Below are 26,477 nucleotides of genomic sequence, written 5' to 3'. Positions count from 1 at the left end.
TGTTAAACCATCTCGTCCTTAAATAAAATAACCAATTATGAGACAATCAATAGAAAGTAAAAAACAAACCTGGGCAACAATTTTCATATTTATCGGACTCGTAATTGCGCTTACGTCACCATTTCATTATGCCATAGTCAATTTATATCCATCAAGAATTTATGTTGGCGCTATTATGTGGTGTCCTGCAATAGCTGCATTTATTACCTTAAAAATTAAAAGACGTAAGATTTCATCGCTACATTGGAATTGGGGAAATTGGAACTATATTCGATGGTCTTATGTGGTTCCTGCCTTATATGGTATCATCACTTATGTACTTATTTGGATTTTCGGATTCGGAAATGTAGCTAATAGCGAAGCCATTACAGCATGGGGAAAAGAACTTGGCTTATTTGGCATAGGCACTTTACATCCAACCTCAATAACGATCATAGCTATTCTATTGTTAGCAACTATAGCAGTTATTAGAGCCGCTGCAACCACCTTAGGAGAAGAAATTGGATGGCGAGGCTTTTTTGTCCATGAATTAAGAAAGGTTCTGTCATTTACTGGAGTAGCCATTTTTAGTGGATTAATTTGGTCTTTTTGGCATTGGCCATTACTAGTTTACTATAGTAACAATGTCCTCTTAGAATTTACGATGTTCACTATCGTAATTGTTTCTATATCCTTTATTATGACGTATTACACATTTACATCTAAAAGTTTATGGCCAGCAGTAATTTTTCATGCAGTTAGTAATGTGTACATTCAAAAAATAATGCCATCTCTAACCATAAAAGTTGAAGGAAGTGAACACTGGCTTGGTGAAAACGGAATTATGTTTGCCATAGTCACATTTATTTTTGGGCTTTACTTTTGGAGAAAAGCAATAAAAGAAAAATTATAAGCAAATCACTTTCGTGAAATCTTATAACAAAGAAACACACAAAACGATATAAATCTGCGACCTTATATCTGCAATGATGTCAAATAGCGCGAAAAGGCGCTACTACACGTATTGTTATAAAATGTACTATACTATGCTGCGTGACGGTGTGGAATGGTATTAAAACTATGGGCGCATTAAAAATATTTACTCCCTATATTTAACAAAAAAATACAATGAATTTAGTGTATGATTTTCTCTTTATAGTTGGAATGCTTTTTTCGAGCATTTACATGTATGTATTGTTTAAATCAAAAGATTTAAATCTGTCAAAAAAAATATTGATTGGATTTTTTGGAATTATAATAGTAGTATTACTTGAGTCCTATGCTTATATCCATGAAATAGTTTGGTTAAAGTATACTAGTTTTGCATTCGTTTATGGTGCAAAACTTCTTATCGGACCTTTATTAATAGCCTATATTCAATCATTATTTTTGGACGATAAAAAGGTGCTAAAAAAGAATAACCTTTTACTAGTGCCGTATATCCTTTTTACTTTTTTAATTAGTGTTCCATATGCTATTTCAAGATTATTTAATGGTTCTTTCACCAACCATATTTACTTTTTAGAAAACTATAGTCAGTATATAAGATGTAGTTTAGATGTTGTACTGTTACTATTTCTATATCAAGGTTTTATTCAGTTTAGAAAATATAGAAACATTTTAAATTGTAGCTATTCTAATGTTGAAGAAAATAACTTTATTTGGGTTCGCTATTTGTTACTTTCTGTAACCATAATTATGGCTGTAGATCTTTTAATAGTTTCAAGCCAATTGCTATTTGGTGCTTTTCCAATTAGATCCCAAAATATTGTTATGAGTCTAGTAGCGCTTTGTATTATTATTGGTGCTTATTTTGGTGTTCATCAATCAAAAGTTTTAGTGCCTTATTTTTTAGTAAATGGTGAAAATGAAATTCCCCCAAATAAAAATATTGACGAAAAACAAAGAACTGAATTTGAAGCATTGCAATCTAAATTGCTTACTGCAATGGATGTTCAAAAACCATATTTAGACCAAGAACTTACGCTCACTAAATTAGCTACTAGTATCGCAACTACAGATAAAAAATTATCGGCTTTACTCAATCAGTACTTAAACACTTCATTTTACGCCTATATCAATAACTATAGAATTGAAGAATTCAAAAAGAAAATTCAATCATTAGAATTTAAAGACCTTACCATAGAAGGTATTGCTTATGACTGTGGTTTTAAATCTAAAGCAAGTTTCTATAGGTTATTTAAAAAAGAGACGGGACGATCACCACATGAATACATAAAATCCCAAAAATAGACGCATAATTTGTCTCTTTAGAAGCAGTAAGACCTTCAGAAGATATAATTTTAATTGATTTGCAGCTTAATCAAATTAAAATTATGTTACTAAAATCATTAATCAAAAAATCACTCATTGCATTACTAACTCTTGCTATTATAGGCGGAATAATAGTGTCTTATATCATGCTTTCAGAAGTTGATAAAACCCTAGGGGGGCATGTAGAAGTTGTTGACACTTCACCATTTTCATTTACCTATGGAAAACTAGCCATTACGGATATTGCTATTTTATCGGAAGATGGCCGTACCATGTTACCTAACCATACCGTACTCATAAAGAATACTAAAATTGAAGCCCTTGGTGACTCTATTGCCATTCCAAATGACTACGAGATCATAGATGGTCATGGCAAATATTTAATTCCCGGTTTAATAGATTCTCATGTGCATCTTAAAAAGAGTAAAAACGATTTGCTCTTGTATTTAGCTAATGGAATAACTCATGTTGGAGAAATGACAGGCATGAAAGAACATTTCAAATATGCGAAAGACATTGAAGACGGTACTTTTTTAGGTCCTAGAATTTACATTGCCTCGCCTAAAGTGAGTAGTCAAAAGGGGTTGAAGGCCACTTTTAGAAGTTGGTTTGAGAGAAGACATCAAAATTTCACTTCAGAAAAAGAAATACGGGAAGCTGTTAGGAACTATAAGAAAAAAGGATATAAGGCCATAAAATTAAGTTCGCATCTCTATGAAAAAGAAATGTATTTGGCGCTTATAGATGAAGCTAAAAAAGAAAATGTGCCAGTAATCGGCCATTTACCAATCTACATATATATGGAAGATTTATATGCTTCTGGTCAATCCCAATTGTCACACATAGGGTCGATTACACAATCAGAAATGAATGAATATGGAGGGGTAGATCATACCAATGCCGACAAATTTTTAACTTATTTTAGGACAAAGGCCGATAGCATAGCCATTAAGCTAAAACAACATAATATTACAGTAAGTTCAACGCTTTGGATCTATGAACATATAGACGATCAAGATTTTGAACTCGCAGAATTTTTAAAAACCATTGAACTCGAATATCAAAACCCAGGCTGGGTAGAAGGTACTAAATTCTCTGGAGGTTGGTTACCAGGTACAGGCAATAGCTATAATAATCCAAACAATAACGACCCCGAAAGCAAACGACAAAGTGCTATCTTTTGGGATACACGAACAGAAGCACTTCATGAGATAACACGTGCGTTAATACAATATGATGTAACTATTACTGCAGGAACAGATGCCAATGGCGCCAATGGTGTTGTACCAGGCTTTTCATTACACGATGAGTTAGAATCGCTGTCCAAAGTTGGCATGAGCAATGCACAAGTGCTACGTTCTACAACACAAACGACCGCAGAATGGATGGGAATTAATAGTGGTAAAATTAAAGCGGGCTACGATGCAGATTTAGTAATAATAGATAAAAACCCATTAGATAATATTAGTAATACTAGAACTATAGATGCTGTAATAGCCAATGGGAAATATGTAAATAGAACGACTTTAGATAGTATGCTTCAAAAAGTTAAAGAAGCCAATAATAGGAGTCGAGAAGTGAATATTGATGAATTTTTAGATTAATTAACGGAATGGTTTCTCAAGTAATGACCTACTGAATATTGTAAAGAAAAATGACAGCTTGGGATATTTTACACGAGCTATAGAAATTCCTCCACTAGAGGAATTTCTATAGCTACGAGATGATGTGGGTGGAATAAGAACTACAAGGATGATCTAAGTAGTCAACCCACAATGAGCGAGACATAATTACTATCGATATAATTCTACGACCTTATATCTACAATACGTGTAATAACGCCAAAAGCGCTATTGCGCTAATAGCAACAAAATGTACTATAATGTTCTGCGTTATGTAACCTGAGCTTTGGTTAAAAGCGAAAGGTTCTTCTTAAGTTTCTTAAAAAAATTTATTCCAAAAGCTTCTTCTACGATGTTAATGGAACACTTTTTATGCGACGACGTAGGAGGGAAGCGTAATATGTGTGGAATGGCTTATTACTTTAAATTATTATCTTTATGAAAACTATAAACTATGAAAAAATTTATCGCAATTTTCGAAGCAGCATACCCAGAAATTGAAGCAACTCAATATTCTTGTATAACTTGGGAACAAGAAGATGATGCTGTTGACAATAATTATGTTAGTGATTTAATTAAAAACACAACTGCAAGACATTTTTTTAGAGCTTATGCAGGAGCAAATGCTAATATTGAAGCTGATAACATTACCGTTTCAATAGGCAAAATAGAACCTCTGAATTAGTAAGAATTATTCTAAAATTAATGATAATAACGTTGCTGTATTTTCATAAATAATCTATAAGTTTACTGTCCTCTGTAAATTTTAAAGAAATTGAATCAATACGAAACTTTATTAAAACACGTATACACTACTGGAATTGATAAATCAGATAGAACAGGAGTAGGCACAAGAAGTATTTTTGGCTATCAAATGCGTTTTGATTTAAACGAAGGTTTTCCACTTGTAACAACAAAAAAAGTGCATTTAAAATCCATTATACATGAATTATTATGGTTTTTAAAAGGAGATACAAACATAAAGTACCTCACAGATAATGGAGTGAGAATTTGGAATGAATGGGCTGATGAAAATGGAGAATTAGGTAGTATTTATGGCTACCAATGGCGTTCATGGCCTGCTCCAGATGGTAGACATATTGATCAAATTTCTAACATAATAGATACAATTAAAAACAATCCAGATTCTAGAAGGATTATTGTTAGTGCATGGAATGTCGCAGATATAGATAAAATGGCCTTACCACCTTGTCATACTCTTTTTCAATTTTATGTTGTAGAAGGAAAATTATCATGTCAATTATATCAGAGAAGTGCGGATTTATTACTAGGAGTTCCTTTTAATATTGCATCTTTTGCTTTATTAACAATGATGGTTGCTCAAGTTTGTGATTTAGAATATGGGGATTTTATACATACATTTGGTGATGTACATATTTATCAAAATCACTTTGAACAAGTTGAATTGCAGTTAAGTAGAGAACCAAGGAAATATCCAACAATGGATATGAATAACGAAGTTGATTCAATCTTCAATTTTACGTTTGAAGATTTTTCTTTAGAAGGATATGATCCACATCCTTCAATAAAAGCTCCTATAGCTGTATAATGAAAAGGGATTAAAATGGTTTGACCATAAGTTTTAAAACAATAATAACTATGTATTACTAAATGAAGATATCATATAAAACAGAAAAAGGAATATTTTATAATGGTGACCTTGAAAAGGTATTGTCTTCAAAAAAATTCGAAAAATATAAAGGTGAAATTAATTTAATTTTTTTTTCACCACCATTCCCTCTTAACAGAAAGAAAAAATATGGCAATTTACAGGGACAAGAATACATTGACTGGTTATCAAATTTAGCAATAAAGTTGAAGGATTACCTTTCGGATGATGGATCTATTGTAATAGAAATGGGAAATTCTTGGGAATCTGGAAACCCAATTATGTCAACGTTAGCACTTAAAGCATTGATAAGTTTTCTAGAAGCAGCAGATTATCGTCTATGTCAACAATTTGTCTGGCATAATACAGCAAAATTACCTAGTCCAACTGAATGGGTAACAAAAAAAAGAATTAGAGTTAAAGATTCTTTTACGCACATTTGGTGGATGAGTAAGACTGAATATCCAAAAGCAAATAATAGAAATATTCTAGAGGAATACAGTAAAAAAATGAAGAGACTACTTAAGAATAAATCATATAATTCAGGAAGGAGACCATCTGAACATAATATTGGTGAAAAATCTTTTTTAACTAATAATAATGGAGCAATACCTTCTAACGTTATTGTTGCTGCAAATACTGTATCTAGATCTCCATATCTTACATATTGTAAAGAAAATGGAATTATTCCTCATCCAGCAAGAATGCCTTTAGATTTGCCTGAATTTTTCATCAAATTTCTTACGGAAGAAAATGATTTAGTTTTAGATCCATTTGGTGGAAGTAATACTACAGGAGAAGCTGCAGAATCTCTAAATAGAAACTGGCTTTCAGTTGAAATTAATGAAGATTATATCGAAGGTTCTAAAGGACGATTTTCAAAAATTAAAAAATAATTTCGTTTATGGATATACCTGATGTTAAAGATATAATGAGATTATTAAAAATAACTCAACAAACTGTTTGGAAAGATAAAGAAATTACAATACCTGTAATTGAACAATGGCTTTCTAATTTTACAGGAGAAGTCTTTGATGTTGATAAAGAAAGACATATTGCTTTATGGCTTTTACTTAACTTTTGTTATTATTCTGATAAAGAAGTATCTCATCTTGCTAATGAAGTTTTTAATAATTTTAGAAAGAAAATAATTTCAGAAGGTAAAGATTTTACAGATTATTTATCCAAAGTAAAATTCTCTTTACTTGGTAGTCCTAGCGAATCTAGTGGATTAATTTTATATTACTTTAGACAGCAAAATAGGCTTTCAAAAAAATATTTTGATACAGTAAAAGAAATTATTGCTACAAATGCTGAAGAAATAATATTTGTAGATGATGTTAGCTTAACTGGAAGTCAACTTGTTAAATACACAAAAGAGGCAAAAAAGCATGGCGTTAATTTAAAGTTTCGTTTATTAACACTTATTGCTACAGAAAGAGCCAAAAAAGCTTGTAAAGACAATGATATTGAACTTACATCTGCTATATTTCTTAGAGAAAATGATAATATATTTTCAAGAAAATCATTCCTTTTTAGAGGTGACGAACCTCTTAAACTTGATGTGTTAAATTTTTGTAATCACTATGGGTTGAAAGCAAAACCAGATATGCCTTTAGGATTTGGTAATGCAAGTAATTTATTAGGATTCTTTTATAATACACCTGATAATACATTACCAATATTTTGGTCAGAAATTAATGGTTGGAAACCAATATTTAAACGATTTGACAAAAAATATACGGACAACTATAAAATAGAAGATTATGACATCTACATTTGAAAATCCTTTTATTAATTATAATGCTGCGAAGATGTCTATCAGTGATATTTCTTCTTTATGGTGTGATCCTTTACCTTATTTAGAAGCATCAGGTATAATAAATGAAGTTTTTTTAAAGAGCCCAGATCCTATTATTATGGTAGGAGGAAGAGGTTCTGGTAAAACCATGTATTTAAGATATTGGTCATACAAAGTGCTAATTGAAAGATTATTAGAACAAGAACATGTAAATATTTTATCTGAGAGTTCTAATTTTGGAGGAACAAGTATATATTTGAGAATTGAGGGCTCAACATTAAAAGAGTTTGATGGAGTTTTACTCGAAAAACAGCAATGGAATAGTCTTTTTATTCACTTTTTCGAATTAAGTGTAGCTGTTAGATATATTGATTTTCTAAAATCAATAGAAAGCTTCACAGAAAGCGAAATTATTAGTAAAATACTTTTTGAGATAGCACAAATTTTCAATGTTCATGAAGATTTAGATACAATTCCTAAACTACAGAAATTTATTAATACTAAAATAACTGAACTAGATTCCTACAGGACAAATTTACCTTTCAATAAAGAGTTAAAGTTAAATAGTATATTATATTCATCCAATCAATTAATTAAATCCATACCACTAATATTTAAAAACAATATTAAAGAGTTTTCAAGCCATATATTTTTCATTACAATAGATGAATATGAAAATTTTTCTATTGAACAGCAAAGGGTAGTAAACACTTACATAAAATTTGCAGATGAAAATCTCTCTTTTAGAATAAGTATGAGACCTGCTGGTTTTAAAACTTATGATACTGTAAATACTGAAGATTTTATAAAAGAAGGAAATGATTATACTTTATTAAACTTTGATAGGTATAATATGGATCATAGAAATAAGAAATATAAAGAATTTCTTAATGACATGTGTAGAAAACGTATAAAACACGTTAATCCTAATCTAACGGAAGATTTTCTCCAAATTCAAAATTATTTGATGAGAGATGAAAATCTAAATAACGAGATTGCTAATCTTTCAGTAAAAAATAAAAGCAAAAAAATTTTAAAACAATATTTAAGAAGGAAAATTTCTGATAAGGATTTAATTTTACTCCAGAACTCAGATAATTTATTGATGGAGATGTTGAATATTATTTGGTATAATCGTTCCGAAGAAATCACCTCTGCTCAAATTAATGATGCGATGAATTCGTATTTGCGTGATGGAGAATCTCCACTCAAAAAAAAATACAAACTTGATTATGCTGATAAATATAGATATACATTAACCCTTTTAATTCTTTCTGCCCTGAAAACTAAAAAGAGTTTTTATAGCTTTAATACATTTTCTTACATATCTAATAATAACCCAAGATTCTTTATTAATCTTTGTGCAGAAACATTTCAAGAGGCTTATTTTACAAAAGGCAAGCTATTTATTACTGATCTTCCTATCTCTGAATCAATACAATCAGAAGCAGCATATTCAAATGCTAAGAATGAATTAAAAGAAGCTGGCAAAATATCAAAATTTGGTTCGCAAATTAGACGATTCATATTAAATATTGGTAACACTTTCAAAAATTGGCAAACAGACCCTAAAGCTAGATACCCAGAAACAAATCAATTTAGTGTCGATTTGGATAGACTAACACCTGCTAGTAGATCTGCTTTTATGGAATGTTTGAAATGGTCAATAATAATCGAAAAGGAAAATCTACAAAGAGTTACTCCTGGTAGTCCACTTAACCAAATATATACTTTAAATAAAATATTTTGCCCTCTATTTTCTATTTCATATAGAACTAGAGGTGGATATAATATGCAAATATCACCTGAACAAATGTCTGATTTATTTCTTGAAAACGATTTTATTATTCCAGTAGGTTCTATCGAACGAATGAAAAAAATTGAAAATATTAGTAAAAAACAATTTAAGTTAAATTTTAATGAAGAGGAATGATGAAAGTTAGTAAAATATATCGTTTGAAGGATATAATTGATGAATTTGACGAGACTATAGATTACTTCATTGTATGTAAAGGATCGGATAGAAGAGCATATGAAGTTTTAAGAATGCTTGAAAATAAATCTATCAAGGTAAAAAAAATTATATTTTTTGATTTTAAAGAAAGGTTTGAAAAACTGAATGAAAAAGGTAGAATTGATTATGATGATTATCCAAGAATAGCAGATAATGAAGAAACCATTAAAATTGATAAACTTACAAACTCTCTAGATATAATAAGGTTACTAGAACCTATGATTGTTGCAAGAGATAGCAATACCAACTTCTTTCTAGATATTACTGCGTTTATTAAGCCTCATTTTTTTGTGCTAATAAAATTATTAAAAGGAAAAATTGAAAGTGATTTATTAAATATATTTTATTCCGAGCCAGAATATTATAAATTCAATCAGAATTTGTATGATGAATATGAATATTTAAAAGGCTCTTTAGATATACAGTCAATACATGGATATTTAGGCTCAACATTAGGAAGTGAAGACAGAATCCTAACTATACTATTAGGTTTTGAAGGAAATATTTCGTCAGAAATATATGAGGATGTAGCACCTTCAAATTTAATGGTTATTAATGGACTTCCTAGTTATTTACAAAAGTTTAAAGACATAAGTATTTTAAATAATAGTCGTTTAATTGCTAATACTGAATCAATAATTTATGCTAATGCCAATGATCCTTTTAAAATGTATAATAAATTATCATTAATGAAAGTGAATAACGAGCATAAGTCAATAGTAATAGCACCTTTAGGTACTAAGCCAATGGCACTTGGAGCTTGTATGTTTGCATTAAAATACCCTGAAATTAGAATAATTTATCCCTTTCCAGAAAATTTTAATACAGAATCTAATGGAAATTGTTCTACTACTTGGCTATATCGTTTCTAATATGAAGACCTCATAGAATTTTGGTAAAACAATAGGTGAGTGGAGTGCACATATTTTAGGGATTTAGTAATTCTTGGTTTTAAGAAATTGTGAAGCCAATTATCTGAAATGAATAATTTAATATGAGACTACAATATATTTTTAGGAAGAATATCATTTTTATTTAAAAACTTTGATAGTCTTACAATTTCTGAGTGATTTTCCTCTTTTTTATCTTTAAAATTTGACGTGTAACGGGCAATTAATTTATTCCTTTGATATATTATTTTTTCAATCTGAGAAACATAATCAATCATTAAAGAAATAGTCTCTACTGCATAACTATGGACTATTGGATATCCTGAATCATGAGATAGAAGATTACTATCTCTAACAATTTTATTATGAATTGATCCTAAATTTTCATTAACATATGGTTTAATTAATTTAACTAAGTCCCCAAACGTTAAATTACAATACTCATTAGGAAATTTTAGTTCTTTGACACCCTCATAATTCCAAACTGGCACCTTTGCTGCAATTAAACAACATTCTATTTTGAGAGCGAATTCAAAATGCCTTCGACCTGTATTTATTTTTTCGCATATAGTATCTTCATCATTTTTTTCGGCATCTAGTAATTTCGTTTTTGTTTCTTTCAAAAACGTATTACAGACTAAAAAATTCATTTCAAAAATAAGATTTTGCGACATTGAATAAGCGTTATAATATGTGTCAAAGGGTAAGATTGAAATAGAGTAAATAGGTGTATTATAAACTACCAATTCTTCTACTATGTCAGTTTTTATTGATTTAAATGCTTTTGAAAAATTATCATTAAATTCATTATTGAAATTAAATTTTGAATTTCTACTAAAATGTTTTTCAATTTCCTTCTTTTTAAATGTATATCCTCTTAAGAAAATAGCCGAAGTTCTAGAATTGTAAAAATGAATTAACTCTTTAAATTTAATTACACATCCCGTTTTTACATTAAGCGAAGTATTATCCTCACTTTTATAATTTTCATCTATAAGATAGAGTAAGTTATGCTCTATGTCTATTTCAACACCTGTTAGATGATCCCAACCTCCACAACTTATAAAATCGACTAAAACGCTTTTATTTGATTCTTTAATAATTTCACAAAGAAGATTTTTAGCGTCAGTTAAGTTTACAATATGTTGGGGATGTTGACTGAGAATATCATTAAAAATTTCGTTTCCTTGAAGTATTGGGTCTTTCATTTACAAGTCTAATTTATATACATAGATAATATACTCACTAAATTGTTTAAACCAAAATTCTGCAAAAAAAACCAGCTAGAAGAGTTTTAGTGCGACTTGTATGTTTGAATCAAAACATTATTATAAGCATTATTTTTTAAATAGAATCTCTATTTGGGTGATGCGCTGGCAAAATGACCTCATATTATTTTGGTAAAACAATAGGTGAGTGGAGCGTACATATTTTAGGGGTTTAGTAATAAAGCTTCTTAAGAGAGTTCTAATGATACAATAACTTCAAAGCAATCTTGATGAGTTATAATGTTTCCTAAAATATAGCGAAACGCACCGTAATTGTTTCCAAAATTATATGCAGTCTTGAATTTTTGTTTCTTTTGTTTCAAGACAAAAGATATTAAAGAAACCTTAAAATGTTCAAAGCATTAATTTCTATTTTACATAATGTAAATAGTTACAATTAAAAAAAGATGAATAGTAATTAGAATAAAGTAAGTGCTTAGAATTTTATTTTTCTTAAAATTTAAGTTCTTACGGAATGCCACGAGAATCTCGTAAAATTTTTTATTACGTACATTTTGTCGAATACGCGATTTTTGTAACGAAGCAAAAGTCTAGCTTTTAAATCGCGCTGGCATGCGGTTGGAAATTGTGTTTAGAATAAATTGCCAGAGCAATTTGATTATAAAAAACAATCGAGCGCATAGGCAGCGGATATTTTACATAACGACTAATTATAATACATATGCAAAAACTCTGCGAAGCAAACCGCTTAGAATTGTTTAATGCCCAAGTTCTTATTATTGTAATGGAATACGATGTTTCTGGGATATTTTACATAATATCATTATAACTATCAAATGATTGCATTTGTACTATAATTTATATTATGTCAAATAGAATATTTGGAAATCCACACCTCTTTTCGTACGCATACCTAAAGACATCACCTTTTTATGATTCTACTCTAAATGTTCGAGTAAGTTTCTTCATGCCAGTTTTCTTTTCGCGAAAGCGGAATAATACATTTTTTACTACTATAAATTCTGAATTTAGGTTTCCGCATTCACCATACGTATCTATCCATTCCCAACAATGTATTCTGAAAACGAAAACTCAAAAACTATCATTAGTATGAGTTTTATAAAATGTTATTATCACAAAACGATCCATCATTTATGCAGATTAAATGCTTGTCAAAACTGTTTTCGCGAACCTGTCTGCCAGTAGGCAGGAGCGTCTAAATAGTTTCATCCTGTCATAAAACAATCTCAACAACTCATGAAGTACGTATCTACAAATTCCAAATCTCCGTATCCAACCATTCCAAACGATTACTGATCCATTCCCGCAAATACGTGATTTCAGCCCCATACGTGGTACCTATAAACGAATTTGGCCATACATACTGCCCAATCACTGGCCATCTAGCAAAATTGGCTTCTGCAGACCCACTGCTTTCCAGTTGGGCGACATACCCATTGATTTTTTCGTGTAGCTGCGCTTCCGAAAATGTGCTCGCTCGCAACGCAGTCCATCGCGTTTGTAGTTCGGTGACAAAGCCTGGGTCTTCCAATAATCGTTGCCACCAAAACGGAATCTGAAACGAATCACTAGCACAGCGCTCATTAAAACGATATGCCCACACATTGGTCGCGTCGCCTCCGCAATAATTGGCATTGCCAAAGGCTAAATTAAAGTCCCAAATCGGTCCCATGTGGAGCTTTTCATTTTTATCCTTGGTGATCCACGTACTCAGCCGATAGCCGTCTACATTGTTAGAAAGCTCCGAAAGTAAAAAGAAATCTATAAAACTCGCCGTATCTATATACGCACGATAGCCGGTGTCTGGATCGGTAAAGGTGTCTGATGCCAATGCCGCTTCAAAGTCATTCATATATCCAGCGATATACGCTTTTTGCTCTGGCGTTATATCCTCTTGATCGGGATCGTCATGCAAAAAATGAATCTGCTGCCCTACTACTGAATTCGATGGAGCTACTTTTGAAGGAAACGAATTGATATCGGTATACAAATCTTCAATCGGGCCATCGGCTTTATCTAATTTGATAATATAGCCGCCTGTGAGATCCTCTCCCGTATTTTCGTCCTCATTTAATTTATTGATATCGATACGGTTAGAATCTCTTTTGAGTTTTTCCATAAACACATACGTCCCTTTATAAATCTCATTGATATACACATCTACTAGTTTTGACCGACTCGCATAGCGTCCCATGTCATTGGAAAGTTCATAGATCAAATGATTTCGCACCAAAGATTTATCGCTATACGGCGCATACAGAATCCAATCTTCTTCTTCAGGAAACCCTAGCAACGAAACATCTACATCTTCATTGGCGTCATCTCTAGTTTCAAATCCATACGATTTTTTTGGAAATTGTTGTGAGGAGGACCCACGAATCTCAATGCCGATATTTCCTCTATGCGTCTCTACCCCTGCTTCAATAATGACCAATTCGGCATCTATTTTAGGCTCATCCACAATGCTCGCGCCTGCGGTATGGATTTGAAATTGAGGCAACCTGTCCGCTGCAGCAATCTCTTCAAAAGAGATGACAGGCATTTCTGTAACAACAACTTCAGGATCATTGTTACAGCCTAGTACCAGCAAAAATGGGAGTAATACGATACTATACAGTTGCGTTCGCATACAGGGTAGTTTAGATTTTATAATCCCTTTAAAAGTAAGGATAATTATGCTTTCAAAGAGTGTAACGACGATGAAGTTTATACTGAGTGTCGCACTGAGGGTCACACTGAGTGTCACACTGAGCTTGTCGAAGTGCGTAGTCGAAGTGCGAAATCTAATACTAAAGAAGTTGCTACTAAGCAGGTTTCAGCACAAAACTGACTCAGTAGCACTTTCTAGGATGAAACGCATATAAAGACAGCTTACTCAGCCAATTTCGAAAGCCTTTTTTGTACGGTATTCGCTAGGGTTCCATTGGGATCTAATGCAATCACTTTTTTATAATTTGTAATAGCTTCCTCCTTTTGTTGTAATTGTTCCTGAGCACTCGCCAATTGATACCAAACACTCGCCGAATCTGGATAGGCTTGGGTAAGGAGTTGCATCATAAATAAACCCGCATCGGTAGCGCCTTGTGAGAATACACGATACGCGGCTTCTCCAAATTCTTTTTCAAAATCTGAATATTCATACGAAGGGTCTTTGGCAATTTGTAAGGCATCTGCTGCAAATTGCTCCATCTTTCCTTCTGTAAACAATTGCGTTAAGTGCTCTAAAGGATCCAAAATAAAGCCTGTATCTGTATAGTTCATCGCAGCCGCTAACACGGGGTCTTGATTGGTTACATAGTCTTCAAAACTCATTCTGACAGCGATATTGGGTATGGTCCAATCCTTATTTTCCCATTGTGGCATATCCTGCCACCACGCATAGGATAAATAGGCATTCATCTTTGAATTGGGTAAGGTCACACGCCTTGCATCTCCATAAAAGTTTTTATTCTCTGCCGTAGGTTCCCCTACCAGAATCGCTTCGGTATAATTCTCAATTTCATTGGTTAGATTTTGACACGCTGAAAAGGTGTTACGCCCTATGATGAAAAAGAATGAGCCTCTTTTATTAATATGAGGACGCGCCATCAATCCTTTAATCAGCGCTTTATTATTATAATTATTCCCACCTCCATTCAAGCGTACGTCGTACACTAGTTTCTCAATGTCGTTACTATCTATAAAGGCAAACAGGCGTTTGTAAAAATCGGCTAACGTTTCAGAGTCATCATTAAACACCGAACTTTGCCGTACATACAACGTTTTTGAGTCCTCTACATATTCAAAAAAATAGAATTTCTCATTCAACTCTTTTAAATATAAGGGAGTTGTATCCTGCTGTCGCACACTCACCCAGGTTTCATTAGGAATCGTAAATCCATAATCTCTAGAGAGTGCTTTTAAAGGCACCGCAGTGAAGGTGTGTTCAAATACCTTCCCTCCTTTTTCTACAGTGACGGTGACATCTTTAGACAATGCTGGGATCACTTTTTGTGCATGTAAAACGGCGGGTACGGTTAAAAATCGGAGTCCGTAGGCTTTGAAATAGCTGTCATTTTCCACAGGAACCACTGGACGTATCGCCGCTAACGCATTTTCGACGGACATCCCTCCTATTTTTAAAAGCTTAGCACCTAATACGTTTTCATTTCCTTTTTGAACGCCTTCAATATAAATACCATCTTTAAAATCATATAAATTCACAGGTAAAACACCCTCTTTCGCAATACTACTAAAAGGAACCTGCGTATGTCCATATTCAAAGAGAGACACCATGCGTGTAAGACCTATTTTGACCTCGTGAGGGGCTAAACTAGGGATTTGGGCACGTAATTTGGCTACTTCAGCATCCCAAGTGGTTTGATCTATTTTTTTAAACAAAAATGAATAATTCTCGTGAACTTGTTTTTGGAGTTCGTCTAAATCGGCTATCCATTGTTCGCTGGTGAGTGCTTCTTGACTTTGGAGATTTCCGATACTGATCAGAAAAAGGATGGGTAAAATGATGCATTTAATGATGATTGATTTCATAATGTTTTTTGATTGATTGTTATTACTAGTGTACAAATAACCCATTTTGTTACGGGGTATCTCATAACAATATCTTGAATTGTCGTAATTGCTTTTTGAATTGTTTTCATTCTTTATACGCTTTCGCGAAAGCGTATACCACATGACTAAAAGATTTCCATTTCATACAAAAGGCTGCTTGAAATTCATCAAGCAGCCTTTTGTTCCGTTTTGAAAACTATGATTATTCGGTAATACCTTCGAGATCTAACATAAAGCTGTAATACAGAGCTGTTCTCTTATATCGCTCAAAACGTCCAGAAGCGCCTCCGTGCCCAGTTTCCATATCACAGTCTAGTACGAGTATGTTGTCATCTGTTTTATAATCACGTAATTTTGCAACCCACTTGGCGGGTTCCCAGTACTGCACTTGACTATCCCAATAGCCTGTAGTCACTAAAAGGTTTGGGTAGTCTTTAGCCGCTACATTATCGTACGGAGAATAGGACATCATATAGTCATAATACTCTTTGTCCTTTGGATTTCCCCATTCATCAAATTCAAACGTAGTCAACGGGATGGTTTCATCCCACATCGTAGAGATCACATCTACAAAAGGTACAGCGGCAACCACACCATTCCACAATGCTGGTTTCATATTAATAACTCCTCCCATCAATAATCCGCCGGCGCTTCCTCCCATCGCGTATAAATGCGACGGACTCGTATAGTTTTTTTCTACGAGAAATTCTCCTACATTGATAAAATCTGTAAAGGTATTTCGCTTATTCAATAGCTTTCCATCTTCATACCAGTGATTCCCCATTTCTTGTCCTCCGCGGATGTGCGCCATCGCATACACAAATCCTCGGTCTAACAGACTTAACCTATTACTGGAAAAATAAGGTTCTGTACTACTCCCGTAAGATCCATAAGAATATAAGAGTAAAGGGGTGTTCTTATTGAGAGTTAATCCTTTCTTATAGACAATAGATACGGGTATTTGAGTACCATCATCGGCGGTAGCAAACAAGCGCTCAGAGGTATAATTATCTTTTGAAAAATTTGGATCTAAAACCACTCCTTCTTTAAGCACCTCTTGTGCTTTTGTATCCATATTATAGTCAATGGTACTATCCGGAGTCGTTAATGAAGAATAACTGTAACGGAGCAAGTTGGTGTCAAAACTTACATTAGTCGTTGGTCGTACCACATACGCAGGATCATTGAATTTAATATAATGATCATCTTCCCCATTTTTTTTCATCACACGAAGGGCTAACAAGCCATTGACACGCTCATGTAGGGCTAAATGATTTTCAAACACCACAAAACCCTGTAACAATACATCCGTGCGGTGGGGAATAATATCTTTCCAATTTTCTTTGCCTGTTGCTATAATGGGTGTTTTGACTAATTTAAAATTAGGCGCTTCATGATTGGTTCTCATATAGAACTGGTCTTCAAAGTGCTCTACATAATATTCTAAGTCTTTTTCTCTTGGTTGAATAACCTTCCAAGCACCATTGGGCGTATCTGCCGATAGATATCTATATTCGGTGGATAGCGTTTGGAAACTACCAATCATTATATAATCGCCAGATTTAGAGGTGTACACTGCACAATAAAATGTTTCGTCTGTCTCTTCATAGACCATTTCATCTTCTGACTGAGGCGTTCCTAATACATGTTTATAAATTTTGTTAGATCGAAGCGTTATCGGATCTTTTTGGGTATAAAAAACAGTTTTATTATCGTTTGCCCATGCGCCAGATCCGGTTGTATTGCTTAATACATCTGGAAGCATTTTACCTGTGCGCAAATCCTTAAAATGAATAGTATATTGACGTCTCGACACTGTATCTATTCCAAAGGCTAGCAAGTTATTATCAGGGCTAACTTGTTGGCTCCCCATTCCAAAATACGCGAGACCTTTTGCCATTTCTGGACCATTAAGTAGTACTTCTTCTTGGGTGTTCTCTCCCTCTTTTTTCCGATAATAGATTGGGTAATCATTCCCCTCGATGTATGTATCATAGTAGGAATATCCATTTTTCGTATAGGGAACCGAACTGTCATCTTTCTTGATACGTCCTACAATTTCGTCAAAAAGCTTTTCTTGCAATCCTTCTGTATGCTTCAATACCGTTTCTTTATAGGCATTTTCCTCATTAAGATAGTCTAACACATCCTGAGTTTGTGCATCTGGAGTAGCAGCATTTTTTTGATCATCAGACAAACGCATCCAAAAATATGGATCGATACGCGTGGTATCATGTTCCTTAAGGACGGTTTCAATTTTCTTTGCTACTGGCGCATCTATTACTTTTTTTGAAGTACTTTGTGTAGGCTCTGTTTTACACCCTATGGATAGCATCACCATGCATAAGAGTACGATTCGAATTTTTATCATGTCAAGTATGTATTTAATAATTCTAAAAATAAGTGTATTTCATTAGATTTCAATACGTATACGATCACTTTTTATTTATTTCTCTTATACGCTTTCGTACTTCGACTACGCTCAGTATGAACTTCTGCATCATTATACTCCTTGAAAGTGTACACAACTACACCACATTTGGGTAAAATATAGGGATATTCCATTTGTAAACAAGTATTTTTGCAGGGTGAAAAAGAGATCCCAATTTGAATTTATCACCCTGATGGCGTCGTTGATGTCGATTGCAGCGTTAGCGCTAGATGCGTTGCTCCCTGCATTAGAGACCATTGGTGTTGTGATTGGGATTAAAGATAGTGTCGACAATCAATTACTAGTCGTTGCTATTTTTCTAGGCTTGGGGATTGGGCCACTTCTTTTTGGTCCCTATTCCGATAGCATCGGTCGGAAACCGATTGTATATATGGGGTTTGGATTGTTTATTATCGCAAGCTTTATGTGTGTATATGCTCAAAGTTTGGAAGTAATGCTCGTAGGACGTGTGTTACAAGGAATTGGTCTAGCAGCTCCAAGAACCATTAGTATTGCCATTATACGCGATATGTACAGTGGTGATTATATGGCACGTATCATGTCCTTTATTACGGTGGTTTTTATCCTAGTCCCTGTGATTGCCCCTGCATTAGGAAAATTTATTATGAACTTATATGAATGGCAAGGTATTTTTTATGTTCAGGTGATTTTTAGCATTATTGTCGGGGTTTGGTTTTGGCGAAGACAACCAGAAACCCTTACCATAGCAAATCGAGTATCTTTTTCTGGGGCGTCGTTTATTCACGGATTTAAAGAAGTTATTACCCAAAAATCAACTATGGGATATACCATCATTTCAGGGTGTATTGTGGGATCTTTCTTAGTGTATTTAAGTGCCTCCCAGCAAATCTTCGAACTCCAATACGGACTGAAAGAAGAATTTCCTTATATTTTTTCAGCCACTGCTTTATCGATAGGGACGGCTATTTATTTGAATGGCACACTAGTGCTTCGTTTCGGAATGAAACGACTGGTAAACATTGCCATTTTTGCCTTCTTTTTTATCGCCTTGTTGTATACGATCTTATTTTCATCAGGAATCAATCCGCCAGTGGGTGTTTTAATAGGCTTCTTTTGCGCACAATTTATTTCCATTGGATTTCTATTTGGAAACATCCGAGCATTAGCAATGGAACCTTTAGGACATATTGCAGGAATGGCCGCAGCCATTACAGGATTTATTTCTACCATGATGGCAGTACCGATTAGTATTTATATCGGGAGTTTTGTAAAAACATCCTCTCTCCCACTATTTGTAGGGTTTTCTATCGCTGGAATCATCTCCATAGCGGTGATTGGATGGTTATATAGCATGAACAAGAACAAGAACAAGAAAGAGGTACTTATTTCTTAGAAGACAACATCCGCATACGTTCCTTTAAAACTCCAGCTTTGATTAAAAACACGACGCCGCTTACAGTAAGCGCTAATCCTAACATTCCAAAACCAACCCATTGACACCAGATGACCGCTTGATGTTTCCAGTGGCTCGCTTCTGATATCAAAGAAAGTCCACTTCCCAAAAAGAGTGCGCCTACACTTCCATACAACCACCACTGTTTTTTAAGTTGCTTCTTTTCCATGACAATTAGCGTATGTTTTCACTATCGTAAATCAACACTTTGGACCATAAGTGGGAAGACTCCGCAATAAATTGTTTATGAGCAGGTTCCTCTTGATATTGATCTTGAGTAGCTTTGTCTTTAAACGTAAGTAATAAACTATAGGTATACGTTGTGTCAATAATGGCTCTGTTCGTTTTTGCTGGGACACCAATGTGTTTGGTAGTGATATATGGCGATTGATCTATAAAAGCACTGAGCGATGCTTCAAATGCTTTTCTATCCTCTGGATTATCTGGATGATGAAGCCAGAAATACACCGTATGTGCATAATCCCCAGGTAAAGGGACTCCTGTATTGGTTGAATCCTTGCAGCTACTAATCATAAGTAGGAAGAAAAATGAGATATAGAGAGGTTTCATTTCGTATATTTAGAATTAAACTCCTCTAATGTAGTATTTTTATATCTTCAACGATAATACATCTCTATGAAATTAGTTCTTATCACCTTCCTAGCACTCTATTCACCTTTTGTAATAGCACAAAAAATAACCATTAAGGATGACCAAGCCAGCATCAATTTTACATTTGTAGATAAAGAAGTTGATGGCGAAATCAGTGGTTTTACATTTACGGGAAGTATTGATTTGGGTTCTTTAGAAACTTCCACCATAAGTGGTTCTGTTGTTACAGAGACCTTAGATACTGATAATTGGTTTCGAAGTAGGCATTTACGAAGTGAGAAATATTTTTCTGCCAAAGCACATCCAAAACTTTCTTTTAAAAGCAATAACATAGAGACTACCGCTAGTGGTTTTCGCGTAAGCGGACAACTAACAATTAAAGGAATTACACAAAATGTAGAATGGGATTTTTCAAAAAGTGAAACTACTTTAATGGGTGTTACTTCCATCAATACCCACGATTATGATATCAAAATATATGACGAACGGGAGCGTAATAAGGTGAATATAAAAATCTTGCTTCCGTACACTTATTGATCTTATTTAGAGCCTATTAGTTACTGCATCTATAATGCCCACATTCGGTTTTGTAACATAAGCAACCACAGAAAGCTGATCGTTATCTTGAATCCACATTGGGAGTTTTAATACCACTTGCCCAGTAGGTTCTTGGGAGCGCATGGTTTGTTCTGCCACGACGATATGCGTGTTTTTTAAGGTTTTATTTCGGTTTTCGCCTCTTTTTACCTCTGTAATTTTCTCATCTATCGCAATAACAAAGGTGAGTTCGTTGCCAGCGTTGCTTTCTAAAAATTTATAGCCAATAGTGACTGTATTATCTTCTTTTTGAGTATTTGTAATGGCCAAATGAACAGGAACTGTGGTTTTTGGAGAGCTATTCAGTACGCGATAAATCGCAGCTTTATCAGAACCTGTGTAATGCGATCGTCCATTGATGACGGCTTGTGGGGTATATACACTACGCGATTTGAATTTTTCTACATAGGTGTATTGTTTTTGAGTAAACTGTTTGGAAGCAAAAGGGTCTTTCCAACCAATATAATCCCAATAGTCCACATGATAGGAAAGTGTGATGACATCATCACCATAGTCATCTTTAATCTTTTCAAGGAGTTCATCTGCAGGAGGATAACTACTACATCCTTGAGAGGTAAATAGTTCGATGACAACAGGAGTGTTTTGAGCGTTTGCGACGGTTTGTACAAAAAAGGTAAGCAGTAGTATACATTTGTATGAAGTTGACATAATACCAGTGTTTATGAGGATAAGTCTATCTCATCCCAAATGCCTTACGAATGTGGACAAAAAAACCTGACAAATACGTCAGGTTTTAATATATACTATGAGTTAACTTATTTCTAAAACTTGCTATCGCTACCCATGAGGGTCGTTGAAGTTTTTAAATTTTTTGCTATTTGTGATGCATTCTTTTGAATTACTTTACGTTGCTCATCTGTAAAAAATGTGTCCATATTGACATCTTCTAACGCACTTGCTTTTAACTCTTCTGTAAAAGTACCTGCCTTTTCTTTTTCTAAGTAGATAAAATAGTCCACGAGGTAGGCTTTTTGGGCATCAGAAAATTTTACTTCAGAGGTCATTTTTTGCATTCTTGCATCAACAGCTTTCTTAATTTGTGCTTCTGTAGTAACACTTTGTGCCTGCATAGATACATAAGCTAGACAGCCTATGACCAATAACATAATTTTTTTCATAATGTAGGTATTTTAGTATTTGGGTGTGGTAAATATAGTAAATTATTACAGATGTGTACAATTGTATGTGTTTTATCAAATTACATACTTAGATATTTCGCTCTATTCATCGCTCAAAATATGTTCGTGTATATGAAAGTCATATCTTTTCGTTAAGAATAGAATAGGATTTTGCATCGAGCAGTTTTATAAGTATTTTAGTGGGATAATTAAGTTTATGAAAAGAATCCTTTTAGGAATATTGATGTGTGCATCGTTTGCGGTAACAGAAGCGCAAAATTTGGCTGTTTTAAAATATAAAGGGGGGGGGGATTGGTATTCTAACCCCACGTCCCTACCCAATCTTATTGCCTTTTGTAACGAAAATATCAATACAGCAATGAATGATACCCCAGATACCGTTGATCCTGGAAGTATCGATCTGTTTCAATATCCTTTAATTCATATGACGGGACATGGTAATGTTTTTTTTACAGATGAAGAAGTTGAAAATTTACGCAATTATTTACAAAGTGGAGGTTTTTTGCACATTGACGATAATTACGGAATGTCAGAATATCTTCCTAAAGAAATCAAAAAGATATTTCCTAATCAGGAATTGGTAGAATTACCTGCCTCCCATCCTATTTTTACTACTGCTTTTAAATTTCCGCAAGGGCTTCCTAAAATCCATGAGCACGATGGTAAACGTCCGCAGGCGCTTGGTGTATACTCAGAAAATCGTTTAGTTATTTTATTTACCACTGAGAGCGATCTTGGGGACGGCTGGGAAGATGCCGAAGTCCATAATGATCCAGCGTCTGTACGGCAAAAAGCATTGCAAATGGGGGCTAATATTGTAAAATATGCCTTTGAAAATTAGCCCATGAAACTCTATTACTACTGTAGTTCCTGTCAAAAAGAAAATAGTTTTCAAACCAAAGCTACCAATCGTTTCGAACTTCAAAAAGAACGCGGTAACTTTATAAATGAGCGTTGTACAAAATGTGGAACCATTGTAAAACGCCGTATTAACAGAGTGCATGCCAAAGCTAACAAATGGATTTTGGTTTTAGGAGGTATATTTGGTATTCTATTTACCGCAATTATCTTCCTTTTTGTACCATTAATTATCATTGTTGTGACAAATTCAGTCATATTTAGTGTTCCATTTATAGTCTGGCGAGAACAAGATAAAAAAGCTAGTAATTTCAATAAAGTAATGGTTGCAGATGGATAATAACCAACTCACCCACGATCATCACCAACATAAAAACGTAGATCACCAAATCGTACTTTTATGCGATCATGTGAAAGGACCCGCAAATATCGGTGCTATATTTAGACTCGCCGATGCGTTTCAAGTATCAGAAATTATTTTTTGTGGTACATCGGTAGACATCACCAGCAACCGACTCAAGAGAACCGCCCGAAATACACAATCCTTGGTTCGTTTTCACGAAAGTGAAAGCATTCTGAAAACCCTTGATCAACTGCATGCCGAATCATTTACGAGTGTTGCGCTTGAAATTACTACAAAGAGTACACCGATTCAGGATTTTAAAAATAAAGACTTGAAAAATATGGTGTTAATTATTGGTGATGAAAACCATGGCGTTTCCGATGCTGTTTTAGATACAGTCCATCACACCCTTCATATTCCTATGTATGGTGCCAATAGTAGTATGAATGTTGCACAAGCTACGGCCATTGCATTATATGCCTTAAGAGCATCGTAACAAATCAAAGAAGCAAACGTCAAACCTTTATGGCATCGATCAAATAGCTATATTTATACCAATGAATTCAAACACCATCACCTACGGAATCTTAAGAGCTATTGGAATATTAGCTGGAATTCTACTACTGCTTTACTTTTTATACGCTATTAGTAGTGTGTTGGTTTACATCACAATAGCAGCTGTTATCTCACTCATTGGTCGACCTATCATTCGTTTTTTACGAAGACGCCTAAAATTCAAAAATAGCCTTGCGGTTGCAGTGACCATGTTGATCATTTTTGGAGTATTGTTTGGAATTATGGCCATGTTTATTCCATTAATCGCTGAGCAAGGAAAAAGTTTATCACTCCTCAATCTCGATAGTTTACAAGACGAATTAACCACATTGTTTTACCAAGTAAATACCTATTTTTCAGACAAAGGCATTGACCTTTTCAAGACCTTGGAAAACATGGACTTGGGTTCTACTTTTAGCTTTGGGGCTATTCCTAATCTATTAAATGGTGTTTTAAGTGCTTTGGGATCGATTAGTGTCGGCTTATTTTCGGTGATTTTTATTACCTTCTTTTTCCTAAAAGATAGTGCCCTACTCCATCAGGGAATTATGACGTTTGTAAAAGATAAAAACGAACATCGTGCCACGCAATCTTTTAATAAGATTAAAGACCTCTTATCACGTTACTTTTTAGGGCTTTTGCTTCAAATCTCTATCCTTTTTGTCATCTACACGATCACATTATTTGTGTTTGGGATTGAAAATGCCATTGTTATCGCCTTTTTATGTGCACTACTTAATTTGATACCTTACGTTGGTCCTATCATCGCAGGTATCATTATGATGGTATTATCCATGTCTAGCAACCTAGGTTCCGATTTTCAAGATGTTATTCTACCAACAACCATCAAGGTCATGGTGTGTTATTTCATCGCACAACTCATCGATAATTTTATTAGTCAGCCTTTTATATTCAGTAATAGCGTTAAATCACATCCATTAGAAATCTTTCTAATCATCATTATCGCAGGGCTTTTATTTGGTGTCGTAGGGATGGTCGTTGCTATTCCAGTGTATACAGCGCTTAAAGTAACCGCAAAGGAGTTTATTCCGGACATTAAAATTGTTCAAAAACTCACCAAAGACATTTAATGAATCAAGCATTGTTACAACCTGATGTTCAGGACTATTTGGAATCACATACCGCGACTCCTCTAGCTACTTTTATACTAAAAGGGAGCCCCTTTCAAGATATTACAGTACAGGAACTAGCCCAGCAATTAGAAGGTAAGCGCCGTATCAAAGCTAAATTACCGCTTTGGTATCGAACTAAAGGTATTTTATTCCCTCCAAAAGTAAATTTAGAACAGACATCGTCAGAAATTACAGCCCGTTACAAATCTCAATTAGTAAAAGGCAACACCCTCATTGATATTACAGGAGGTTTGGGCGTTGATAGTTATTATTTTTCAAAAGTCATGACACAGGTAACCCATGTGGAGATGCATGAGGAGGTGTCCGCTTTCGCGAAAGCGAACTTAGCCACATTACATGCTTCCAATGTAACATGTATTACCGCAAATGCTATTGATTTTCTGACTACGACCGCCGAAACGTTTGATGTGATGTATGTAGACCCTGGAAGGCGTACCGATGCCAAAGGAAAGGTTTTCATGCTTAAAGACTGTCTGCCAAATGTTCCTGATCACATAGACCTACTGCTATCTAAATGCACTACGCTGTGGATTAAAACAGCACCTTTGCTAGATATCACGGCAGGTTTAAAAGAGCTAAAACAGGTCGCAGAAATTCATATTGTGGCCGTAAAAAATGAAGTAAAAGAACTGCTTTGGCGCATAGAACAAACGAAGTGTTTAGATCCAAAAATATATGCGGTAAATTGTACGGGAGATGCTACAGATACTGTTTCCTTGACATATAAGGAAATACATACTGCGGTAGCTACATACGATTTTCCGAAAACCTACCTCTATGAGCCGAATGTAGCATTACTAAAATCAGGAGGCTTTAATTGGATAAGTAACCACTTTCAAATAGACAAGTTACATACCCACACACAATTATACACAAGCAATGAGCCTATCAATTTCCCAGGAAGATCTTTTAGGATAGAGCGCATACTTCCTTATAATAAACAACTTAAAAAAGCACTCGCCATTGACAAAGCGCATATCACCACGCGTAATTTTAAAGAAACGGTTATTCACATTAGAAAAAAACTTCGCATTAAAGAAGGTGGTGACGTCTATCTTTTCTTTACCACATTACTCAATGAAAAAAAAGTAGTATTGGTGTGTCATAAAGCATAGCGAATGAGAACTCTTTTCCACAAAAAACGTCCAGCAATTGCTGGACGTTTTCTGTTTCTACTATGTCTGTGTATAGGTTGTTTTACCTTTTCAGGGTAAAGTGTCCCACAAACTCTCGTTGAGTTCCCAGTCCATCGGGTTCTGTATAGTTCACTCTAAACCAATAATCATCAGAGATCATCGGTTGGCCATTAAAGGTACCATCC

The 26,477-nt window shown here is 34.2% G+C and carries 25 protein-coding genes; 16 read left to right on the top strand and 9 right to left on the bottom strand.

Translation table 11 applies throughout. The features are described from left to right. Positions 1–37 precede the first annotated feature (37 nt). The 9 genes from ACFO3O_RS19045 to ACFO3O_RS19005 all read left to right on the top strand — a co-directional run bounded on the left by ACFO3O_RS19045 (position 38) and on the right by ACFO3O_RS19005 (position 10,192). A complete protein-coding gene (locus ACFO3O_RS19045; RefSeq protein WP_379981804.1) occupies positions 38–892 on the top strand; it encodes a CPBP family intramembrane glutamic endopeptidase in 855 nt (284 codons plus the stop codon). A 215-nt stretch (positions 893–1,107) separates the two neighbouring features. Then, complete coding sequence (locus tag ACFO3O_RS19040; RefSeq protein WP_379981802.1) at positions 1,108–2,232, top strand: helix-turn-helix domain-containing protein; 1,125 nt, start codon at positions 1,108–1,110, stop codon at positions 2,230–2,232. 83 nt (positions 2,233–2,315) lie between these two features. Beyond that, entirely contained in the window at positions 2,316–3,857 is a 1,542-nt protein-coding gene (locus ACFO3O_RS19035) for an amidohydrolase family protein (protein WP_379981800.1), read from the top strand. A 472-nt stretch (positions 3,858–4,329) separates the two neighbouring features. After that, positions 4,330–4,560 carry a hypothetical protein gene (locus ACFO3O_RS19030; RefSeq protein WP_379981798.1) on the top strand — a complete coding sequence of 77 codons (231 nt, stop codon included), beginning with the start codon at positions 4,330–4,332 and terminating at the stop codon, positions 4,558–4,560. Positions 4,561–4,650: 90 nt separating this feature from the next. Then, positions 4,651–5,445 (top strand): thymidylate synthase, encoded by a 795-nt coding sequence (locus ACFO3O_RS19025; protein ID WP_379981796.1) that lies wholly within the window; start codon positions 4,651–4,653, stop codon positions 5,443–5,445. Between the two features lie 62 nt (positions 5,446–5,507). Continuing rightward, a complete protein-coding gene (locus ACFO3O_RS19020) occupies positions 5,508–6,401 on the top strand; it encodes a DNA-methyltransferase (protein WP_379981794.1) in 894 nt (297 codons plus the stop codon). Between the two features lie 8 nt (positions 6,402–6,409). Next, positions 6,410–7,288, top strand: coding sequence for a phosphoribosyltransferase-like protein (locus ACFO3O_RS19015; protein ID WP_379981792.1), 879 nt, complete (start codon positions 6,410–6,412; stop codon positions 7,286–7,288). After that, on the top strand, positions 7,272–9,239 hold the full coding sequence (locus tag ACFO3O_RS19010; protein ID WP_379981790.1) for an ORC-CDC6 family AAA ATPase: 1,968 nt from the start codon (positions 7,272–7,274) through the stop codon (positions 9,237–9,239). The genes ACFO3O_RS19015 and ACFO3O_RS19010 overlap by 17 nt, the downstream gene beginning before the upstream one ends. Positions 9,240–9,262: 23 nt before the next feature. After that, positions 9,263–10,192 (top strand): hypothetical protein, encoded by a 930-nt coding sequence (locus tag ACFO3O_RS19005; RefSeq protein WP_379981788.1) that lies wholly within the window; start codon positions 9,263–9,265, stop codon positions 10,190–10,192. Positions 10,193–10,320: 128 nt separating this feature from the next. On the opposite strand, the gene ACFO3O_RS19000 is transcribed toward ACFO3O_RS19005, so the two are convergent. The 4 genes from ACFO3O_RS19000 to ACFO3O_RS18985 all read right to left on the bottom strand — a co-directional run bounded on the left by ACFO3O_RS19000 (position 10,321) and on the right by ACFO3O_RS18985 (position 18,382). Beyond that, positions 10,321–11,418 (bottom strand): hypothetical protein, encoded by a 1,098-nt coding sequence (locus ACFO3O_RS19000; protein ID WP_379981786.1) that lies wholly within the window; start codon positions 11,416–11,418, stop codon positions 10,321–10,323. 1,291 nt (positions 11,419–12,709) lie between these two features. Beyond that, positions 12,710–14,089, bottom strand: a complete 1,380-nt coding sequence (locus tag ACFO3O_RS18995; protein ID WP_379981784.1) for a CotH kinase family protein — start codon at positions 14,087–14,089, stop codon at positions 12,710–12,712. A 242-nt stretch (positions 14,090–14,331) separates the two neighbouring features. Continuing rightward, positions 14,332–15,990 (bottom strand): tetratricopeptide repeat protein, encoded by a 1,659-nt coding sequence (locus ACFO3O_RS18990; protein WP_379981783.1) that lies wholly within the window; start codon positions 15,988–15,990, stop codon positions 14,332–14,334. A gap of 223 nt (positions 15,991–16,213) precedes the next feature. Further along, entirely contained in the window at positions 16,214–18,382 is a 2,169-nt protein-coding gene (locus ACFO3O_RS18985; RefSeq protein WP_379981781.1) for a S9 family peptidase, read from the bottom strand. 217 nt (positions 18,383–18,599) lie between these two features. On the opposite strand from ACFO3O_RS18985, the gene ACFO3O_RS18980 reads away from it, so the two are divergent. Further along, entirely contained in the window at positions 18,600–19,817 is a 1,218-nt protein-coding gene (locus ACFO3O_RS18980; protein WP_379981779.1) for a multidrug effflux MFS transporter, read from the top strand. Here the strand turns inward: ACFO3O_RS18980 and ACFO3O_RS18975 are convergent. Both ACFO3O_RS18975 and ACFO3O_RS18970 read right to left on the bottom strand, forming a co-directional pair. After that, positions 19,807–20,046 carry a hypothetical protein gene (locus ACFO3O_RS18975; RefSeq protein ID WP_379981777.1) on the bottom strand — a complete coding sequence of 80 codons (240 nt, stop codon included), beginning with the start codon at positions 20,044–20,046 and terminating at the stop codon, positions 19,807–19,809. The two genes, ACFO3O_RS18980 and ACFO3O_RS18975, sit on opposite strands and share 11 nt — an antisense overlap. A gap of 5 nt (positions 20,047–20,051) precedes the next feature. Then, positions 20,052–20,447, bottom strand: a complete 396-nt coding sequence (locus ACFO3O_RS18970) for a Dabb family protein (RefSeq protein WP_379981775.1) — start codon at positions 20,445–20,447, stop codon at positions 20,052–20,054. A gap of 66 nt (positions 20,448–20,513) precedes the next feature. Here ACFO3O_RS18970 and ACFO3O_RS18965 point away from each other — a divergent pair, with 66 nt between their 5' ends. Continuing rightward, positions 20,514–21,026 carry a YceI family protein gene (locus ACFO3O_RS18965; RefSeq protein WP_379981773.1) on the top strand — a complete coding sequence of 171 codons (513 nt, stop codon included), beginning with the start codon at positions 20,514–20,516 and terminating at the stop codon, positions 21,024–21,026. A 6-nt stretch (positions 21,027–21,032) separates the two neighbouring features. Here ACFO3O_RS18965 and ACFO3O_RS18960 read toward each other — a convergent pair whose 3' ends face one another. Together ACFO3O_RS18960 and ACFO3O_RS18955 are read right to left on the bottom strand one after the other, a co-directional pair. Then, positions 21,033–21,755 carry a DUF1223 domain-containing protein gene (locus ACFO3O_RS18960; protein WP_379981771.1) on the bottom strand — a complete coding sequence of 241 codons (723 nt, stop codon included), beginning with the start codon at positions 21,753–21,755 and terminating at the stop codon, positions 21,033–21,035. A 113-nt stretch (positions 21,756–21,868) separates the two neighbouring features. Further along, complete coding sequence (locus ACFO3O_RS18955; RefSeq protein WP_379981769.1) at positions 21,869–22,225, bottom strand: hypothetical protein; 357 nt, start codon at positions 22,223–22,225, stop codon at positions 21,869–21,871. Between the two features lie 217 nt (positions 22,226–22,442). On the opposite strand from ACFO3O_RS18955, the gene ACFO3O_RS18950 reads away from it, so the two are divergent. The 5 genes from ACFO3O_RS18950 (at position 22,443) to ACFO3O_RS18930 (ending at position 26,271) form a co-directional block, all read left to right on the top strand. After that, the gene (locus ACFO3O_RS18950; RefSeq protein WP_379981767.1) at positions 22,443–23,087 is read left to right on the top strand and encodes a DUF4159 domain-containing protein; all 645 of its coding nucleotides are present in this window, start codon (positions 22,443–22,445) and stop codon (positions 23,085–23,087) included. Between the two features lie 3 nt (positions 23,088–23,090). Next, on the top strand, positions 23,091–23,444 hold the full coding sequence (locus tag ACFO3O_RS18945; RefSeq protein WP_379981765.1) for a hypothetical protein: 354 nt from the start codon (positions 23,091–23,093) through the stop codon (positions 23,442–23,444). Further along, positions 23,437–23,943, top strand: a complete 507-nt coding sequence (locus tag ACFO3O_RS18940) for a TrmH family RNA methyltransferase (protein ID WP_379981763.1) — start codon at positions 23,437–23,439, stop codon at positions 23,941–23,943. The genes ACFO3O_RS18945 and ACFO3O_RS18940 overlap by 8 nt, the downstream gene beginning before the upstream one ends. 61 nt (positions 23,944–24,004) lie before the next feature. Next, entirely contained in the window at positions 24,005–25,093 is a 1,089-nt protein-coding gene (locus tag ACFO3O_RS18935; RefSeq protein WP_379981761.1) for an AI-2E family transporter, read from the top strand. Further along, positions 25,093–26,271, top strand: coding sequence for a class I SAM-dependent methyltransferase (locus ACFO3O_RS18930; RefSeq protein ID WP_379981759.1), 1,179 nt, complete (start codon positions 25,093–25,095; stop codon positions 26,269–26,271). The genes ACFO3O_RS18935 and ACFO3O_RS18930 overlap by 1 nt, the downstream gene beginning before the upstream one ends. Before the next feature lie 82 nt (positions 26,272–26,353). Here ACFO3O_RS18930 and ACFO3O_RS18925 read toward each other — a convergent pair. Then, on the bottom strand, positions 26,354–26,477 hold a 124-nt coding region (locus ACFO3O_RS18925), incomplete at its 5' end, for a T9SS type B sorting domain-containing protein (RefSeq protein WP_379978612.1).

It is taken from the genome of Dokdonia ponticola, from assembly GCF_042653865.1.
Classification (GTDB): domain Bacteria; phylum Bacteroidota; class Bacteroidia; order Flavobacteriales; family Flavobacteriaceae; genus Dokdonia; species Dokdonia ponticola.
Note: the sequence above shows the minus strand (reverse complement) of the source record. Positions and strands in the feature narration are given on the sequence as shown.